The sequence below is a fragment of the Pseudomonas sp. PDM32 genome, from assembly GCF_019219225.1.
Lineage (GTDB): Bacteria > Pseudomonadota > Gammaproteobacteria > Pseudomonadales > Pseudomonadaceae > Aquipseudomonas > Aquipseudomonas laurylsulfatiphila.
Genome location: NZ_JAHUWE010000009.1, coordinates 77,203 through 95,822, shown reverse-complemented (window position 1 = coordinate 95,822; position 18,620 = coordinate 77,203). Strand labels below are relative to the sequence as shown.

At 62.3% G+C, this 18,620-nt stretch carries 15 protein-coding genes; 12 read left to right on the top strand and 3 right to left on the bottom strand.

The features are described from left to right. Positions 1 to 139: 139 nt before the first annotated feature. The 12 genes from KW846_RS18185 (at position 140) to KW846_RS18130 (ending at position 16,370) form a co-directional block, all read left to right on the top strand. Positions 140 to 1,279, top strand: a complete 1,140-nt coding sequence (locus KW846_RS18185; protein ID WP_095967213.1) for an acyl-CoA dehydrogenase family protein — start codon at positions 140 to 142, stop codon at positions 1,277 to 1,279. Positions 1,280 to 1,310: 31 nt separating this feature from the next. After that, on the top strand, positions 1,311 to 2,519 hold the full coding sequence (locus KW846_RS18180) for a lipid-transfer protein (protein WP_218483996.1): 1,209 nt from the start codon (positions 1,311 to 1,313) through the stop codon (positions 2,517 to 2,519). Continuing rightward, positions 2,516 to 3,673: an acyl-CoA dehydrogenase family protein gene (locus tag KW846_RS18175; protein ID WP_218483994.1), complete on the top strand. Its 1,158-nt coding sequence runs from the start codon at positions 2,516 to 2,518 to the stop codon at positions 3,671 to 3,673. The genes KW846_RS18180 and KW846_RS18175 overlap by 4 nt, the downstream gene beginning before the upstream one ends. 24 nt (positions 3,674 to 3,697) lie before the next feature. Continuing rightward, positions 3,698 to 4,699: an acyl-CoA dehydrogenase family protein gene (locus KW846_RS18170; RefSeq protein WP_218483992.1), complete on the top strand. Its 1,002-nt coding sequence runs from the start codon at positions 3,698 to 3,700 to the stop codon at positions 4,697 to 4,699. A 9-nt stretch (positions 4,700 to 4,708) separates the two neighbouring features. Continuing rightward, positions 4,709 to 5,497, top strand: coding sequence for a crotonase/enoyl-CoA hydratase family protein (locus KW846_RS18165; protein WP_218483990.1), 789 nt, complete (start codon positions 4,709 to 4,711; stop codon positions 5,495 to 5,497). A gap of 158 nt (positions 5,498 to 5,655) precedes the next feature. Next, a complete protein-coding gene (locus KW846_RS18160) occupies positions 5,656 to 7,488 on the top strand; it encodes a DUF1302 domain-containing protein (RefSeq protein WP_218483987.1) in 1,833 nt (610 codons plus the stop codon). 26 nt (positions 7,489 to 7,514) lie between these two features. Further along, positions 7,515 to 8,882, top strand: coding sequence for a DUF1329 domain-containing protein (locus KW846_RS18155; protein ID WP_007974213.1), 1,368 nt, complete (start codon positions 7,515 to 7,517; stop codon positions 8,880 to 8,882). A gap of 136 nt (positions 8,883 to 9,018) precedes the next feature. Continuing rightward, positions 9,019 to 11,268: a LuxR C-terminal-related transcriptional regulator gene (locus KW846_RS18150; protein WP_218483986.1), complete on the top strand. Its 2,250-nt coding sequence runs from the start codon at positions 9,019 to 9,021 to the stop codon at positions 11,266 to 11,268. 131 nt (positions 11,269 to 11,399) lie between these two features. After that, a complete protein-coding gene (locus KW846_RS18145; protein WP_218483984.1) occupies positions 11,400 to 12,752 on the top strand; it encodes a coniferyl aldehyde dehydrogenase in 1,353 nt (450 codons plus the stop codon). A gap of 28 nt (positions 12,753 to 12,780) precedes the next feature. Further along, complete coding sequence (locus KW846_RS18140) at positions 12,781 to 13,863, top strand: Zn-dependent alcohol dehydrogenase (protein WP_007974217.1); 1,083 nt, start codon at positions 12,781 to 12,783, stop codon at positions 13,861 to 13,863. A 158-nt stretch (positions 13,864 to 14,021) separates the two neighbouring features. Further along, complete coding sequence (locus KW846_RS18135) at positions 14,022 to 15,215, top strand: acyl-CoA dehydrogenase family protein (protein ID WP_218483982.1); 1,194 nt, start codon at positions 14,022 to 14,024, stop codon at positions 15,213 to 15,215. A 12-nt stretch (positions 15,216 to 15,227) separates the two neighbouring features. Then, positions 15,228 to 16,370 carry an acyl-CoA dehydrogenase family protein gene (locus tag KW846_RS18130; RefSeq protein WP_218483980.1) on the top strand — a complete coding sequence of 381 codons (1,143 nt, stop codon included), beginning with the start codon at positions 15,228 to 15,230 and terminating at the stop codon, positions 16,368 to 16,370. 38 nt (positions 16,371 to 16,408) lie between these two features. Here KW846_RS18130 and KW846_RS18125 read toward each other — a convergent pair whose 3' ends face one another. The 3 genes from KW846_RS18125 to KW846_RS18115 form a co-directional block, all read right to left on the bottom strand. Continuing rightward, the gene (locus KW846_RS18125) at positions 16,409 to 17,023 is read right to left on the bottom strand and encodes a dihydrofolate reductase family protein (RefSeq protein ID WP_218483978.1); all 615 of its coding nucleotides are present in this window, start codon (positions 17,021 to 17,023) and stop codon (positions 16,409 to 16,411) included. An 87-nt stretch (positions 17,024 to 17,110) separates the two neighbouring features. Beyond that, complete coding sequence (locus KW846_RS18120) at positions 17,111 to 17,545, bottom strand: MAPEG family protein (RefSeq protein ID WP_218483976.1); 435 nt, start codon at positions 17,543 to 17,545, stop codon at positions 17,111 to 17,113. 81 nt (positions 17,546 to 17,626) lie between these two features. Further along, positions 17,627 to 18,580, bottom strand: a complete 954-nt coding sequence (locus tag KW846_RS18115; RefSeq protein ID WP_218483974.1) for a diiron oxygenase — start codon at positions 18,578 to 18,580, stop codon at positions 17,627 to 17,629. Positions 18,581 to 18,620 lie beyond the last annotated feature (40 nt).

Here is an 18,620-nt window from a genome sequence, read left to right as displayed (position 1 = left end):
TAAGATCGCAGCCTGCGGCAGCTCCTACGGTCGGCGGTGATCGCTACCCGATCCGGGTGGCTTCACCACCCACCCGCGTCAATACAGTGGACTCACGAACCAGGCGCAAGCCTTGCCTGGCAACCCACTGGAGATCCCGATGCATATCAACCGTACCGTCTACCGTGAAGACCACGAAATGCTGCGCGACACCGCGCGGCGTTTCTTCGAGCGTGAGTGCCTGCCCAAACAGGCGCAGTGGGACGAGGCCGGGCAGGTCGACCGGGAAACCTGGCTCAAGGCTGGCCGCCACAATCTGCTGTGCCTCACCGTGCCCACCGAATATGGCGGTGGCGGCGGCGACTTCGGTCACTCGGCGGTGTTGATCGAAGAGCTGTACCGCGCCGGGGTTTCGGGCTGGAGCCTGGGCGTGCATTCGGACATCGTCGCGCCCTACATCGTGCGTCTGGGCACCGAAGAGCAGAAGCAGAAATGGCTGCCGAAAATCTGCACCGGCGAAACCGTACTGGCCGTCGCGATGACCGAGCCGGGCACCGGTTCCGACCTCAAGGCGATCCGTACCACCGCCGTGCGTGACGGCGACGAGTGGGTGATCAACGGCAGCAAGACCTTCATCAGCAACGGCCTGACCTGCGACATGGTGGTGGTCGTGTGCAAGACCGACCCGAGTGCCGGGGCCAAGGGCTGCAGCCTGATCATGGTCGAGTGCGACCGTGAAGGGTTCCGCCGCGGGCGCAAGCTGGACAAGGTCGGCCAGCACGCCGCCGACACCGCCGAGCTGTTCTTCGACGATGTCCGTGTGCCGGTGGGCAACCTGCTCGGTGAAGAGAACAAGGGCTTCATGCACCTGATGGAAGAGTTGCCGCAAGAGCGCCTGGTGATCGCCCTGTACAGCGCCGCCAAGCTCGAACGCCTGCTGGAACAGACCGTCGAGTACGTGAAGGACCGCAAGGCGTTCAATCAGACCGTCTGGGACTTCCAGAACACCAAATTCAAGCTCGCGGACATCAAGGCCCAGGCCACGGCCGTGCGCCTGACCATCGACCACTACATCAGTGAGCACATGCGTCGTCGCCTCACGGTGCAGGAGTCGGCCATCGCCAAGCTCCTGGCCACCGAAACCCTGTGGAAGTGCATCGACGACATGGTCCAGCTGCATGGCGGCTACGGCTACATGATGGAGTACCCGATCGCCCGCGCCTTCGTCGACATGCGCGTGACGCGTGTCTTCGGTGGCACCAGCGAAGTGCTGCGCGAACTCATCGCGCGCCAGTTGTGATTTCTTTTCCCGCATTTTTTCAGGTGACACCATGAGCGAAAAAGTACTGGTTGCCGGCGTCGGCATGATCCCGTTCCGCAAGCCCAGCGAGAGCCCGACCTATGTGCAGATGGGCGCCGAAGCGGTGCGTCGCGCCCTGGCCGATGCGGCGATCGATTACAACCTGGTCCAGGAGGCTTACGCCGGTTACGTCTACGGTGATTCCACCTGTGGCCAGACGGTGCTCTACGAAGTCGGCATGACCGGGATCCCGGTGGTCAACGTCAACAACAACTGCTCGACCGGCTCCACCGCGTTGTACCTGGCGCGCAAGGCTATCGAATCCGGCTCGGCCGATTGCGTACTGGCCGTGGGTTTCGAGCAGATGCAGGCCGGCGCATTGAAGTCCCATTGGGACGACCGCCCGCCGACCCGTGAACGTTTCCTGCCGATCCTGCGCGGCTTGACCGCCGATATGGATGGCATGGCCCAGGCCATCCGTACCTTCGGTGGTGCCGGGCGCGAATACATACAGAAATACGGCACCAGAATGGAAACCTTCGCCGCAGTGCGCGCCAAGGCCAGCCGTCATGCCGCCAACAACCCGCTGGCATTGTTTCGCAAGGTGCTCAGCGTCGAAGACGTGATGAACGACCCGGTGATTCTGCCAGGCGTGATGACCCGCCTGATGGCCTGCCCGCCAACCTGCGGTGGTGCGGCGGCGATCCTGGTGTCCGAGCGTTTCGCGAAAAAACATGGCCTGCGCCGCGACGTGGAAATTGTCGCCCAGGCCATGACTACCGACACACCCGAATCCTTCAACTTCGACAAACCGTCGATGCTCGACTGGGTCGGCACCCACATGACCCACGCCGCCGTGGGCCAGGTGTACGAGAAGGCCGGCGTCGGTCCACAGGATATCGACGTCTGCGAACTGCACGACTGCTTCGCCCAGAACGAAGTGATCTGCTACGAGTCGTTGGGGTTCTGCCCCGAGGGCGGGGCCGAGAAGTTCGTCATGGACGGTGACAACACCTACGGCGGGCAGATCGTGATCAATCCGTCCGGCGGTCTGCTTTCCAAGGGGCATCCATTGGGCGCGACGGGTTTGGCGCAGTGCTATGAGCTGACCCAGCAATTGCGCGGCAATGCCGAGCAGCGGCAGGTCGACGGTGCGCGCCTGGCCATGGCCCATAACCTCGGGCTGGGCGGTGCATGCGTGGTGACGCTGTACGGCAAAGTCAGTGGAGGTGCCCGGTGAGCAGCTTGCTCGACGCCTTTCGCTTGACCGCGCTGCCGCCACACGCAGAAGCCTTTCGTGCCGAGGTCAAGGCTTTTCTGGCCGAGCATCTGCCAAGGGTTTCGGCGAGTGTGCGAGCGCGCAGCTGGACCGGCTTCGATGCAGGTTTCAGTCGGCAACTGGCGCAGCGCGGCTGGGTCGGCCTGACCTTGCCCGCCGCTTATGGCGGTGCCGGGCTGGATGCGTTCAGTCGCTTCGTGCTGGTGGAGGAGCTGCTGTCTGCCGGTGCTCCGGTGGCGGCACACTGGATCGCCGACCGCCAGAGCGGGCCGTTGATCCTGAAGTTCGGCAGCGATGCACAGAAGGATTTTTTCCTGCCGCGCATCTGCGCCGGCCAGGCATTTTTCTGCATCGGCATGAGCGAACCGAACTCGGGTTCGGACCTGGCCAGCGTGCGCAGCCGTGCCACCCGTTGCCCTGAAGGTTGGCGCCTGAGCGGGCGCAAGATCTGGACCACCAACGCCCATCACGCCGATTACATGATCGCGTTGGTGCGCACCAGCGGTGCGCCCGAGGACCGTCAAAACGGGCTGTCGCAATTCATCATCGACCTCAAGCAGCCAGGCATCAGCGTGCGTCCCATCGTTGACCTGGCCGGTGACGCGCATTTCTCCGAAGTGGCCTTCGACGACGTCTTGCTCGGCGAAGACGCGTTGGTGGGCGAGGAGGGCAGTGGCTGGAAACAGGTCAACGCTGAACTGGCGTTCGAGCGCAGCGGGCCGGAACGTTTCTACTCCAGCATCGTGTTGCTCGACCTGTGGGCCGAAACGTTGCGGCGCACGGGCGCGACGGCCCAGGAGAGCGCATTGCTCGGCAGTTTTCTCAGCCAGCTCACCTGCCTGCGCAATCTGTCGCTGGCACTGACTGCACTGCTCGCACGGGGGCAAAGCCCGGTGGTGGAAGCCGCACTGGTCAAGGACATCGGCACCGAATTCGAGCAAGCGATCCCGGCAGCGATTGCCGCGGCGATCAGCGCCGATCCGGATGCACCGGTCGATGAGGCGCTCTACAGCACGGTCGCCTATCTGAACCAGGTCGCGCCGACCTTCTCGTTGCGCGGCGGCACCCGGGAAATCCTGCGCGGCATGATCGCCCGCGGCCTGGGCCTGCGCTGATGCACCTCCAACAGGAAATACTTCATGTTCACTGAAGCCATTGAAAAGATCCTCAGCGACTTGTGCACGCCGGCGCGGGTCCGTGCCGTGGAAAGCGCAGACAGCGCAACGACGTTGTGGAGCGCCCTGGAAGACAGCGGTTTTCTCGAATTGCTGACACCGGAAGTCGCCGGTGGCGCGGGCCTTGCGCTCGATGCACTGCTGCCGATTTTTGTCGCCTTCGGTCGCTGCGCGCTGCCGGTCCCGGCGGCGCAAAGCATGGCCGCTCGCGCGTTGATGCGTGACTGCCCGAGCGCGCCACCGAGCGGCATGTTGACCCTGGCCGGTACAGCCCATCGCCAGCCCGATGGCCTGTTGTGCGTGCCACGGGTGGCGTTTGGCTTGATGGCCGATTTCGCCCTGGTCAACCTGGAAGGCCAGTTGTTGCTGCTCGATTGCAGCCTGGCCCGCCGTCAGCCCACGGGCGTTTACGGCAGCCAATGCGCCACCTTGTACTGGTCGCAGGACTCAGTCGGCAGTGCCATCGGCAATAACGGCGAGGAAGTACGGGTGTTCAACGCCGCTATCCACGCCGCCGCCATCGCCGGCGCCATGGAGCAGGCACTCGCCATGACGCTGGAGTACTGCAACGACCGCGTGCAGTTCGGCAAGGCCATCGGCAAGTTCCAGGCGGTGCAACACCAGCTCAGTGTGATGGCCGAGCAGGTTGCCGCTTCGCGCATCGCCGCTGAACTGGCGTTTGCCGGCGATTCGCAGGTGCCGCCGCTGATGGCGACGGCCATTGCCAAGGCGCGGACCAGCATGGCGGTGCCTCAAGTCACGGCCATCGCCCATGCATTGTTCGGCGCCATTGGCGTGACCGAAGAACTGGACCTGCAACTGTTCACCCGGCGCCTGCACGAGTGGCGCGTCAGCGAAGGTTCGGAAACGTACTGGAACGGGATTGTCGGCCAGGCGTTGCTGACGCAGCCGAACGTCACGGCCTGCGAATTCGTGCGTCACGTCACCCCGTCTCCAACCGCTTGAGGATCAGCCATGAATCCGTTTTTGAAATACGAACAGGAAGGTCATGTCGTCACCCTGACGATGAATGACCCCGAGCGACGCAATCCGTTGACCGGCAACAGTGCCGTGCCGGAGTTCCTCGAAGCCATCGAGCGCATCGAGCGCGACAGCAGCGTGCGTGCCGTGATCATCACCGGCGCCGGCACCGCGTTTTGCTCCGGTGGCAACGTGCGCGACATGGACCGCTATGGGCAAATGTCGGGCATGCAATTGCGTCAGGAATATCGCACCGGCATTCAGCGCCTGCCCCTGGCGCTGTTCAATCTGGAAGTCCCGGTAATCGCCGCGGTCAATGGCGCGGCCATCGGCGCGGGGCTGGATCTGGCGTGCATGTGCGACATCCGCGTGGCGTCCGAGCAGGCGAAGTTTGCCGAGAGCTTCGTCAAGTTGGGGATCATTCCAGGGGACGGCGGCGCCTGGCTGTTGCCACGGATCATCGGTCTGTCCCGTGCCACCGAGTTGACGTTGACCGGGCAAATGATCGACGCCCGTCAAGCGGAGCAATGGAACCTGGTGTCTCGCGTTGTTCCCGCCGAACAGTTGCTGGACACGGCACGGGACATCGCCGCGTCGATTGCCGCCAACCCGCCTCACGCCGTGCGTCTGGCCAAGCGTTTGTTGCGCGAAGCCTTGCACACCCGACTCGACACGCTGCTGGAAATGTCCGCGACGTTCCAGGTGCTGTCGCACCAGACCGCCGACCACCGCGAAGCCGTGGCGGCCTTTATCGACAAACGCGTGCCGAGCTTTACCGGGTGAATGTCACCGAGCGTAACGCCCGGCTTGGACCGGGCTGTTACACCGCGCGAAACCTCGCGACCAACACCCCTTCAAATCACCCGTTCGGGTGTGAGGGACGGGCCGGAGCCCCACTAGCATGGGCGCTCCAACACTTAATCCTTAACCGGAGAAACCGCATGACAACAAAAACAATGCGCGGAGTCTTCCAGCCGAGTCTGCTGGCCGTCGCTGTAATGATTGCCACTTGCGCGAGCAATCAGGCTCACGCTGTTGATTTCAATATCGGGGAAGTTCAGGGCAGTTTCGATTCATCGCTGTCGATAGGGGCGAGCTGGTCGACGGCTGATCCGGACAAGCAATTCATCTCCAACTTCAACTCACAGGGCGTTACCGGCGGAAAGTCCGCGTCCCGGACCACCGACGACAACCGCCTGAATTTCAAGAAAGGTGAAACCTTCTCGAAGATCTTCAAGGGCGTGCATGACCTGGAGCTGAAGTACGGTGACAGCGGCGCCTTCGTGCGCGGTAAATACTGGTACGACTTCGAGCTGATGGACGAGAGCCGCCCCTTCTATGACATCAACGACTCGGGGCGTGATCGCGCGGCCAAGTCCTCCGGCGCGATGTTCCTCGACAGCTTCGTCTACCACAACTATTCGATTGGCGATCAGGTCGGCAACGTGCGCTTGGGTAAGCAAGTGGTGAGCTGGGGCGAGAGTACCTTCATCGGCAACTCGATCAACAGCATCAACCCGATCGACGTCGCCGCCTTGCGTCGTCCCGGTGCGGAAGTGAAGGAAGGCCTGATTCCGGTCAACCTGCTGTACGTGTCCCAGGGCCTGGCCGACAACATCACCGCCGAAGCGTTTTACCAGCTGCAATGGGACAAGTCGGTGGTGGACAACTGCGGCACTTTCTTTGGCAATGACGGCGTACCGCAAGGCTGTGACGACCGCCTGGTGATCGCCGGTCTCGACTTGCCACCGGGCGTGGCGAAGAACACCGGTGGTTTGGCGGCCATTGCCGCAGGCACCGATGACGCCTTTATCCCGCGCCTCAACGATAACGATGCACGCGACAGCGGCCAGTATGGCCTGGCCCTGCGCTGGTACGTGCCGGAAGCCAACGACACCGAGTTCGGCGCCTATGCGATGAACTATCACAGCCGCAACCCGCTCCTGAGCATCAACCAGATGAGCAACCCGGCCGGGGGCGTGGCTTCGGCGCGCAGTGCCCGCTACTTCATCGATTATCCGGAAGACATTCGCCTGTATGGCTTGAGCTTCCAGACCAACGTCGCGGGCGTTTCGCTGGGGGGGGAACTCAGCTACCGGCCGAACATGCCGCTGCAACTGAACACCGCCGACCTGTTGTCCGCGGCGACCTTCGGCGCCACATCGCCCCTGATCACCACCGGTTTCGCCGGGCGCACCCTGGGTGGCGAGGTCAATGGCTACAAGCGCATGCCGGTGACCCAGGCGCAGGTGACCGCGACGCAGTTCTTCGATCAGGTGTTCGGCGCCAGTCGCCTGACCCTGGTGGGCGAGGTGGGTTACAACAAGATCAACGGCCTGGGCAAGGCTGACGGTACGGACCTGCGCTTCGGTCGCAGCCCGGCCTTCGGTTCCGGCGAATTGCCGGGTGCTGCCGGTGCGGCCACTTGCCGTGGCAGCGCAGCGGGCCTGCCCAACGCCAGCAACCCGGCGCAGGAGTGCAACAACGATGGCTTCTACACCAGCAGCAGCTGGGGCTATCGGCTGCGCGGCAAGCTCGATTACCCGAACGCGATCGCCGGTATCAACCTCTCGCCGAACCTTGCCTGGTCCCACGACGTCCAGGGCTACGGCCCGAACTTCGATGAAGGTTCCAAGGCGGTCAGCCTCGGTGTCGATGCCGACTACCAGAACACCTACACCGCCAGCCTCAGTTACACCAACTACTTCGGTGGCGATTTCAATACCAACGTCGACCGTGATTACGCCGCGCTGAGTTTCGGCGTGAATTTCTGATGCAACCCTGCCAGAGGAAACTGAACATGAACGCACGTTTAATTCTGCGCGCCGGCGCACTGAGTCTGTCGTTGCTGGCCACTGGGGTCATGGCCGCCGTCACCCCGCAGGAAGCGGCCCAGCTGGGCACCACCCTGACGCCGTTGGGGGCGCAGAAAGAGGGCAATGCCAACGGCAGCATTCCTGCCTGGACCGGTGGCCTGAAGCCCGGCGCGGCGCCACTCGACAATGGATTTCTTGGCGATCCGTTTGCCAGTGACAAGCCGCAGTTCGTGATCACGGCAGCCAACGTCGAGCAGTACAAGGACAAGCTGACCCCCGGTCAACTGGCGATGTTCAAGCGCTATCCGGACAGCTACCGGATCCCGGTGTACAAGACCCAACGCACGGCCGCGTCGCCACAGAACATCTATGACATCGCCAAAAAGAGTGCGGTGACCACCGAACTCACCCCTGACGGCAACGGCTTGGTGAACTTCACCCAGACCCGCTATTACCCGTTCCCGATTCCGAAGAACGGTGTGGAGGTGTACTGGAACCACACCAACCGCTATCGCGGCGGCAACATGGAACGTATCGCGGCCCAGGCGGCCCCGCAAACCAACGGTTCCTATTCCATCGTCGAGTACGAGGACAAACTGGCTTTCCCGCAGTTGATGGAAGGCGTCGATGCCGGGCAGGCCGATAACGTTCTGTATTACTACAAGCAGGAAATCACCGCGCCGTCGCGCATGGCCGGCAGTGTGATCCTGATCCACGAGACTATCGACCAGGTCAAGGAGCCGCGCCTGGCATGGGTCTACAACGCCGGTCAGCGCCGCGTGCGCCGTGCACCGCAAGTGGCGTATGACGGCCCGGGCAACGGTTCCGACGGCATGCGCACCGCCGACAACACCGACATGATGAACGGCGCGCCGGATCGTTATGACTGGAAACTGGTGGGCAAACAGGAACTGTACATCCCGTACAACAACTACAAGTTGCAGTCGCCGAAGGTCAAATACGACGACATCATCAAACCGGGGCACATCAACCAGGACCTGACCCGTTACGAGTTGCACCGCGTGTGGCACGTGCAGGCCACGCTCAAACCCGGTCAACGCCACGTCTACGCCAAGCGTGACATGTACTTCGACGAAGACACCTGGCAACTGGCCGAGGTCGATCACTACGACGGTCGCGGGCAGCTGTGGCGAGTGGCGGAAGGTTATGCGGTCAACGATTACGAGCGCGGTTCGTCGAACTTCTCCATGCTCGGCATCTACGACCTGATTGCCGGTCGCTACAACGTCCTGGCGATGACCAACCAGTCCAGGCATGCCACGACGTACGGCATGACCGCGAAGATGACCGACTTCACTCCGGCTGCGCTGCGCAACGACGGCATTCGCTGACTCTTTGTCCCGCTTCGCACAACGCCCTGTTCGCAGGGCGTTGTGCGTTGTGCGGCGCCTACCACCTGATGCGGGTGGCGCGTTTTCCGGCGTCGGGCTCAATGATGGTGCTTACTCCCCATCAGCGAGGTCCGCCATGTTTGTGCCACGGCCGCATCTGATCGATGCACTTGAGGGCAAGCCGTGTCGCTTGCAACTGCTTTGTGCGCCTGCCGGGTATGGAAAGACGTCCTTGTTGCAGCAGTACTTTCAAGGCATTGCGCCGTCGGGGGCGGTGGTCTGGATGGCTTTGGGCGGACAGCGGCAGACGCTGGAGCACTTTATTGCCAGGTTGGCGGGGGCGCTTGGGTTGCCGGTGGATACTGCACCGGATGGGGTATTGGCGTTTCTTGATTCCAGTAATCCGGCGACTGACCTATCGCTTTCGCGAGCAAGCCCGCTCCCACAGGGGAACGGGATCAACTGTGGGAGCGGGCTTGCCCGCGAAGAGGCCCGTGCAGCCAACGAATTCCTGTCGGCAAAAAAAACAAACGAATCCAGCCCGATTCGCTTGGTGTTCGACGATCTTCCCGTGGATATGCCCGCCGACCTGAACCACTGGTTCGATCAACTCCTGGCCCTCAACAACCGGCAACTGCAAGTACTGGTCACCTGTCGCCAACGTCCGGACTGGAACCTGCCGCGTCTGATGCTGACCGGTCAGTTGCAGGAGTTTGGTGCCCGGCAACTGGCCCTGCGCCCCGATGAGTTCGAATCGCTGATTGACGCCCTGGCGCCACACACCGATGCGCTGGCCAGGGGAAGTCTCTGGCATGAGACAGGCGGGTGGTGCGCCGGTGTTCGCCTGTCGCTTTCGCTGGATCATGCCCAGCCGTCGCCATTGCTCGGCCAATACCTGGAGCGTGAATTGTTATCGCGCTTGAGTGACGAGCAGCGCGAAGTGATGGGTGGGCTGGCACATTTGTCCCGCGTCAGTGCGGACTTCTGCGAACAGTTATGGGAAGGCCGGCAAGCAGCACAGGTGTTCAACAGTCTGTTGCAATGCCAGGCCTTTGTGTTCCCGATCGAGCAACAACCCGGCTGGTTCCGCCTGCTGCCCGCGGTGGCGCAAGCCCTGCAAAGCCAATTGAGCGGTGCGCCGTTGAACCGGCTGCGCTTGCGGGCCTGTCAGCTGCTCAGTGTGCTCGGGCATGTCGACGACGCGGTGGAGCAGGCACTGTGTGCCGATCAACCTGAAGTGGCTGCCAACTACATGGAGCGCCTGTGGCTGAGCTGGATTCTCAGGGAACGGCACTTGAGCAAACTGATGGATTGGCGTGAGCGCATCGAGCCGCAGTTATTGCACAGCAGCCCGCGTCTGATCTATCTGTGCGCCAAGGCCTTGCTGTTCAGTGGGCGACTGGACGAAGCCGCCGAATGCCTGGCGCGTCTGGGGCATTTTTTGCCGCTGCCCGACCCGGTACGCACTCAACGCCTGCTGGCGAACTGGCAGGCGTTGTTTGGCACCTTGCAGGCCTTGCGTGGACAGACCGGGGCGGCGCGCCTGCATTGCCGTGCAGCCCTTGATTATCTTGGGGGAGAGGACTGGTTGTCGGTGTTGTTGTGCCATTGCATCCTGGCGCGCCTTGCCATGGAGACCGGCGATCTTGCACAAGCGCAAACCTTGCTGGATCAGTCGCTGGAGTTGGCCCGACGCCAGGGCAGTCATGAATCGGAAGTGCTGGTCAATGCCGACCGGGTCCGCCTGATGATGCTCAGGGGACAATCGGGCTTTGCCCAGGCACTGTTGCGCACTGAGCTGGACCGGTTGGCCCCGGTCCCGTCGCAGCCATATCCGTTGCTCGGTCGGTTGCTGTTCCTGCGCGGCGAGTTGCTGCTGCAGCAAGGGCATTGCAGCGAAGCCGAAGTGGTGATCCAGGCGGGGTTGCTGCAGGTCCGCGATTGCTGCGCCCCCTTTGTACTCAATGCCTATCTGCTGCTCGCGGAGATTGCCTCGCGCAACCACGACCCACAAAAGGCTCATCTGCTGCTGCATGAGGCCGAGCGGCGCATGCAGTGGGGCAAGATCGACAACGCCTTGTATCAGGCACCGATTGCCCGGCAGAAAAACCGCATTCTGGCCCGTGAACAGCCGGCGGAAACTGGCCAGGCAACTGTCACTCGTCTCTCTGCGGGTGTGCCGGATTACCAGGATGACCTGACCCCCCGCGAGGTGTCGGTGCTCAAGTTACTGGCCGAGGGCATGTCGGTACGCGAAGTGGGCAGCCGCTTGTTCATCTCGGAAAACACCGTGAAAACCCACGCCAAGAACATCAACGTCAAGCTCGGCGCCTGCCGTCGCACCCAGGCCATCAACAGCGCCAAGGCCATGGGCATCCTCGCCTGAATCCATCGCCGTGACACCACCCACCTGATCCGGGTGGCGGCGCGGCGCCCGCGATGATCAACCATGCAGCCAGACCCTGTGCATTACCGCCCGGCCGTGGCCGCGGCCTCACAAAAACAAGAGAGGTAGTGATGAGCGCCATCGAGAGTTCGACGAGCTGTGACATCCGCACGATCCTGGAAAAACAACGCGCGGCCTTCCAGGACCGCGAACCTTATACCCTTGAAGAGCGCTGTGAGTTGCTCGACCGGGCCATCGGTTTGCTGGTCAATCACGAACAGGACATCATCGAGGCTCTGACCGCCGATTTCGGCCATCGCAGCCCGGGTTTCTCCAAGGGCAGTGAAGTGCTGTCGCCACTGGCGACACTGCAGCAGACCAAGGCCGAACTGGCCGAATGGATGCGCCCGGAACAACGTCGGGCCCGCGCCGGCGAAGCCTGGGTGCAGTACCAGCCGCTGGGTGTCGTGGGCATCGTCACGGCCTGGAACGTGCCGGGCTACATGGTGTTCAGCGGGCTGGCCGGCGCATTGGCGGCGGGCAACCGGGTAATGATCAAACCCTCGGAATTCACCCCGCATACGTCGGAGCTGATCGCGCGGCTGATCCGCTCGGTCTACGCCGAAGACGAAGTGGCGGTGGTCCTGGGTGGTGCGGACGTCGGGCAGGCGTTCTGCGGCCAGCCGTTCGACCATTTGCTGTTCACTGGCGCCACCAGCATCGGCAAGCACGTGCTACGGGCCGCGGCGGAAAACCTGGTGCCGGTGACCCTGGAGCTGGGTGGCAAGTCGCCAACGATCATCTCGCGTTCGGCAAACTTCAACGAAGCGGTGGCCAAGGTCGTGATCGGCAAGCTGCTCAATGCCGGTCAGTTGTGCGTGGCTCCGGACTACGTGTTTGTCCCGCAAGAGTCGGTAGAGGCTTTCATCGCCGTGGCCAAAGCCGTGGTGGCGAAGTTCTTCCCGACGCTCAAGGACAACCCCGACTACACCTCCATCATCAACACCCGTCATTTCGAACGCTTGCAGGGTTACCTGAGCGAGGCCAGCGCCGCGGGTGTCGAGCTGATCGAACTGAATGCCGGCGCTGAAGACTTCAGCCAGTCGCCGCTGAACAAGATCGTACCGACGCTGCTGCGCAATCCCGGCGACGACCTGCAGGTAATGCAGGACGAAATCTTCGGTCCGCTGCTGCCGATCAAACCCTACGAAACCCTCAGCGAAGTCATCGCCCAGATCAATGCGCGGCCGCGTCCGCTGGCCTTGTACTACTTCGGCAACGATGCCGCCGAAGAAGCCCTGGTGCTGACCCGTACCTGTTCCGGCGGCGTGACCCTCAACGGCGTGATGAGCCATGCCAGCACCGAAGCCCTGCCTTTCGGCGGCGTCGGCCAGAGCGGCATGGGGGCCTATCACGGCATCGACGGCTTCCGCACCTTCAGCCATGCCAAAGCCGTTTTGCGTACAGCGGCCAACCCGGCCTGAACCCCACATCATTGTCGAGAGAACTGTCATGAAAGCTGCCGTATTCCATCAGGTTGGAGCCCCGCTGGTCATTGAAGAAGTGGGCATCAGCAAACCGGGCCCGCGTGAAGTGTTGATCCGCACCAAAGCCGTGGGGGTGTGCCACTCGGACCTGCACGTCATCGACGGCTCGTTTCCGTATCCCGGCCCGATGGTGTTGGGTCATGAAGCCGCCGGCGTGGTCGAGCAGGTCGGCTCCGAAGTGCGTTCGGTCAAGCCGGGCGACCATGTGGTCACCTGCCTGACGGTGTTCTGCGGCCATTGCGAGCACTGCGTCACCGGCCACCTGGCGCGTTGCGTGTCGCCGGAAACCAAACGTGACAAGGACGAAGAGCCGCGCCTGACCTACGTGCACAAACCGATGCCGCAATTCGTCAACCTGTCCGGGTTCGCCGAGCAGATGCTGGTGCACGAAAACGCCTGTGTGGCGATCCGTCGCGACATGCCGTTGGACCGTGCGGCGCTGCTCGGTTGTGCCGTAACGACCGGCACCGGCGCGGTGTTCAACACTGCCAAGGTGCGGCCGGGCGAAACCGTGGCCGTGATCGGTTGCGGTGGCATCGGTCTGGCGGCCATCAACGGTGCGGCACTGGCCGGGGCAGGGCGGATCATCGCCATCGACATGCTCGACACGAAGCTGGAACTGGCCAAACAGTTCGGTGCCACTGACCTGATCAACGGCCGGGACGGCGATGCCGCCAGGCAAGTGATGGAACTGACCCGTGGCGGTGTGCACCACGCCTTCGAATGCATCGGCCTCAAGCAGACCGCCGAGCAAGCCTTTGCCATGTTGGCGCGCGGCGGTACCGCCACCGTGATCGGCATGCTCAAGCCCGGCCTGAAAATCGAGCTGGACCCGCTGCAACTGCTGCATGAACGCCGTATCCAGGGTTCGTTGATGGGTTCCAACCGCTTCCCGGTCGACATGCCGCGCCTGGTCGATTTCTACATGGCCGGCAAGCTCAAGCTCGATGAAATGATTTCCCAGCGCATCCGTCTGGACCAGATCAACGAGGCGTTCGATGAGCTGCGTCGCGGTGAATTGGCGCGTTCGGTGATTGTTTTCGACTGATAAGCCCCGTTATTTCCTTGTAGGAGCGAGCTTGCTCGCGAAAAACCCGAGAACGCCGCGGGGAGTCAGGAAGCCAGCGTTATCGTTGGCGACCATCGCGAGCAAGCTCGCTCCTACAAGGGGTTGTGGGTAAGCCCCAATGCTTTTGGAGTGGATGGATGGACATTGAATTCTCTGCGCACGAGCGCGCGTTTCGCGAGGATGTGCGCGCATTTCTTCGTGATCACCTACCCGTTGAATTCGCCGAGCGGATCGCCCTGGGCAAGCGCCTGAGCAAAGCGCATCAGGTGCAATGGATGCGCACACTCAACCGGCAAGGCTGGCTCGCACCGGGCTGGCCTGTCGAGTTCGGCGGTACCGGTTGGAGCGATGTGCAAAAGCATATTTTCGACGAGGAATGCTTCGCGGCCGGGGCGCCGAAAGCCTCCTCTTTCGGGTTGAAAATGGTTGCCCCGGTGATCATCAAGTTCGGCACCGCCGAGCAGAAAGCACACTTCCTGCCGCGGATTCTTTCCTGTGAAGACTGGTGGTGCCAGGGTTACTCCGAACCGGGTGCCGGTTCTGATCTGTCGTCCTTGAAAACCCGTGCGGTGCGCGAGGGCGATGACTATGTGGTCAACGGCCAGAAAACCTGGACCACGCTGGCGCATTTCGCCGACTGGATGTTCTGCCTGGTGCGCACCGACCCCGATGCGCGTCAGCAACGGGGCATTTCGTTCCTGCTGATCGACATGAAAACCCCCGGTATCACTGTGCGGCCGATCATCACCCTGGACGGCGAGCATGAAGTCAACGAAGTGTTCTTCGACAACGTGCGGGTGCCGGTGGCGAATCGGGTCGGGCAGGAGAATGAGGGTTGGACCTGCGCCAAGTACCTGTTGACCCACGAGCGCACCAGCATCGGCGGGATTGCGCAGAACAAGGCATTGCTCACCCGGCTCAAGCGCATTGCCAGCCAGGAAGTCCGCGATGGCCGGCCACTGATCGACGACCCGCTGTTCCGCACGCAGATCGCTGAAGTCGAGATGCAGTTGATGGCGGCCGAAATGAGCAACCTGCGAACCCTGGCGGCGACACAAAACGGCGAAGTACCCGGTGCCGAAAGCTCGTTCCTGAAGATCAAGGGCACCGAGATCCGGCAGGCGATTACCTACCTGATCAGCAAGGCCGTGGGGCCGTACGCGTTGCCGTTCATTGAGGATGAGCTGGGTTACGGCAGCGAACCCTTGCTGTACACCGACTACAGCAGCGCGGCCACCTACCAGTACCTGGATGCGCGCAAGGCCTCGATTTATGGCGGGGCCAACGAGATCCAGAAGAACATCATCGCGAAAATGATCCTCGAACTGTAAGGCGCCCCGATCATGGATTTCAAACTGACAGAAGAGCAACTGATGCTGCAGGAAACCGCCGCGCGCCTGGTGCGGGACGTGTATGGTTTTGAGCATCGCGAGCAATATCGCCAGAGCAGACACGGCTTCAGCGACCCGTTCATGCAGCAACTGGGCGACCTCGGCCTCTGCGCCGTGCCCTTTGCCGAAGCCTATGGCGGCTATGGTGGCAGCGGTGTGGAGAACATGCTGATCATGACCGAGCTGGGCCGGGGCCTGTGCCTGGAGCCATTCCTGCATTCGGTGATTTTCGCCGGTGGCCTGGTCGACCAGTTGGGCACCTCCGCCCAGAAAGACACGCTGTTGCCGCAGGTCGGCAGCGCCAGCTTGCAACTGGCCGTGGCCCTCGATGAGCCGCAGAGTCACTATCAGTTGCACGACGTTCAGACGACCGCCGAGGCGGTCAGCGGCGGCTGGAAGCTCAATGGCCGCAAGTCGGTGATCATCGGCGGTCAGAGCGCCGGGCTGATTCTTGTCTCGGCGCGCACCAGCCACGGGGCTCGGGACGAGAAGGGCATCACGGTGTTTCTGGTCGACCCGCAAGACCGCGGTGTCGGTCGACGCGATTTCGCCACCATGGACGGGCGGATGGCCTGTGAGCTGTACCTGGAAGACGTGTTCGTCAAGAGCAGCGCGGTACTCGGCGCAGTGGGGCAGGCCTTGCCGGCGCTGCGTTATCAGCAGGGCCGTTGCATCGCTGCGCAATGCGCCGAGGCCGTCGGCAGCATGGAAGCGGCGTGCGCGTTGACCCTCGACTACCTGAAAACCCGCCAGCAGTTCGGTCAGCCCATTGGCAAGTTCCAGGTGCTGCAACACCGTATGGTGGACATGCGCATCGAGCTGGACCAGGCCACGTCCATGACACTGCTCGCGGCCTGCGTGGCCGATCAGGCGGACAGTGACGAACGCAGCCGCATCCTGGCAGCCGCCAAGTTCATCGTCAGTCGCGCCAGCCGCTTTGTCGCCGACCAGGGCATCCAGTTGCACGGCGGCATCGGCCTGACCTGGGAATACATGCTGTCGCATCACGCCAAGCATTTGCTGATGGTGGCGCGTCAGTTTGGCGATGACGATCACCATTTGCGGGCTTACGCGAAGTTGCTGCAGGTGGCGTGAGGCATACCCCAACCGCGAGGCTATCGCCGCCCGCCACGTTAGAACGTACCTGTGCGCACCTCGCCGCTGCGGGTATAGCGGGCGATCAGCACGCCCCCGGGCGAGCTGATCGAGTTCAGCAAGGTGAAGGCCGCCGCCTGTGCGTTGTCGTCGAACAGGCGCTTGCCGCGTCCCAGCAGGATGGGGTGAATCATCAGCCGCATCTCGTCCACCAGGCCGGCGGCGAGCAGTTGGCGCACCAGGTCGCCGCTGCCCTGGGTCAGTAGCCGAGGACCGTCCTGGCGCTTGAGCAAGGTCATCGCGTCGACCAGATTGCCCTGCAGCGCATGACTGTTGTGCCATTCCAGCGAATCGCCGCGATGGGTGGCCACGTGCTTGGGCACGCCGTTGAACAGGTCGGCAATGGTGTGGTGGGGGGAGTCGGCCGAAGCGTGCGGCCAATAGGCGGCGAAGATGTCGTAGGTACGACGCCCCAGCAGTAACTCGAACGGTTGCGAGAACAGGTCCTGTACGGCCTGGCCGGTTGTCTGGTCGGCGTAGGGCACGATCCAGCCACCGAAGCGGAATCCGCCACTAGTGTCCTCTTCAGGCCCGCCGGGCGCTTGCATGACGCCGTCCAGGCTGACGAACGCGGCAACGGTCAGTGTGCGCATGTTCTTCTCCTGATTCGTCCTGGTGAAGGAGGTTGGACAGGGGCGTCTGCGATCAGTCGAGACGTTCCCTGCCGAACAGTCGTACCTCTATTCGAGTATGCCTGCGCCGTAACCAGCGGCGATGACAATGAGTGCGAGAAAACAGATCAATTGTAGGCAAAAAAAAGTAAATCGAACCGCCACGAAGCTATCGGTCTGCACATGGGATACGTGCACCAGAGACTGACACACACGAGCGATCAGGACGATGATGGACAAGTAGCTCACCCCAGGGCCGTCGATACCAAGGGCGGAAATCACGAACACGATGACGCCAAAGACCGGCAGGTTTTCCACGCAGTTGGCGTGTGCTCTTGTCCCGCGGCGATACCAATCCTCGCCTTCGAGCTGATCGCTTCGGAAAGAAGCGATCGGAACATTCGAGAACAGGATTCTGACCCAGCGATAGACCCCGACGGTTGCCATCAACAGCAGCAAGGTCCAGGTCGCAAAGCCAAGCAGCATCCACATCGGAGTCGTCATGGCTGCCATCCTCGATCAATCATTTTCAACACGTCATCCCACTGTCGCGCGACCGACGCGCGGTCGGTCGCCCCTTGTCGATCACTGGCCCATGATCGGTGCCAGTGCGGTCTGGACCCTGGACATCTGTGCCGGGGTTGTCATGCGCGCAAGCAGCCGGCCAAAGTGTGGATGCTGTACGCCCGAGACAATGTATTGCCAACGGTAGGCGCTCAGCACGCAGGCCTTGATTTGCGCGGTCTCATCGACACTGAACGATCGTGAAGCATTTCCCATGAAGTAGTCGGCATCGGCTGCCGATTGTGCCTGCAGGATCGCATCGACGGCCGCCACCAGGGCAATCAGATCGTTCACGGCCTGGTCGCGCTCGGCCGGGGAGAGTTTCGCGTGCTCCGCCTCCCACTCCAGTTCATCGAGGACGACGTGCCGGCTTTCATCCTTCCAGTGAAACTTGAAGACGTCCCTGAACAGTGGGCACAACTCCTCGCGCGGGGCGATGCTCTGCACGTAGTGCGTCTGAACGAACAGCTCGATATGACAGGTCAGCGCCAGTACCGCCCAGGTGCTGGCCGCCAGGACCGCGCGCGCCACATCGTTCGGATCGGCAACCTGACGATATCCCGCCGGCAATCGAGAACCCATCATCGTCTCGATACGCCGGAACAGTTCCTGATGCTTGATCTCGTCGTTGGAAAAGCGCACCAGCGCTTCGAGGGCGAGTTGATCGTCAAATACATGGGCCCGACCCTGATCGAGCATCTTGGCACTGATAAAACGCTCGACCAGACCAAAAATATACGCATAGGTTCGGCCCTGAATCTGGCTGAGCAGGCGTGCCTCGTCTGCGCCGAGGAAGGTCAGGCGGTCGATATGCGATAGGCCGTCGGGCAAGAATTTGCGCGAGAAGTCGAAGCTGCGGTCCTGCAGCAAGTCGCGATCGATCTGCCATTCCGCTTTCTTCGAGGATCTGACAAGTTGCGCATAGCGGACGGCGTTGCCCGAGTCCGGGCGGGGCAGGGTAGCGGCGGTGTTCATACTGATCTCCGGCTTGCGTGGTCGAGTTGGAATGGGCCAA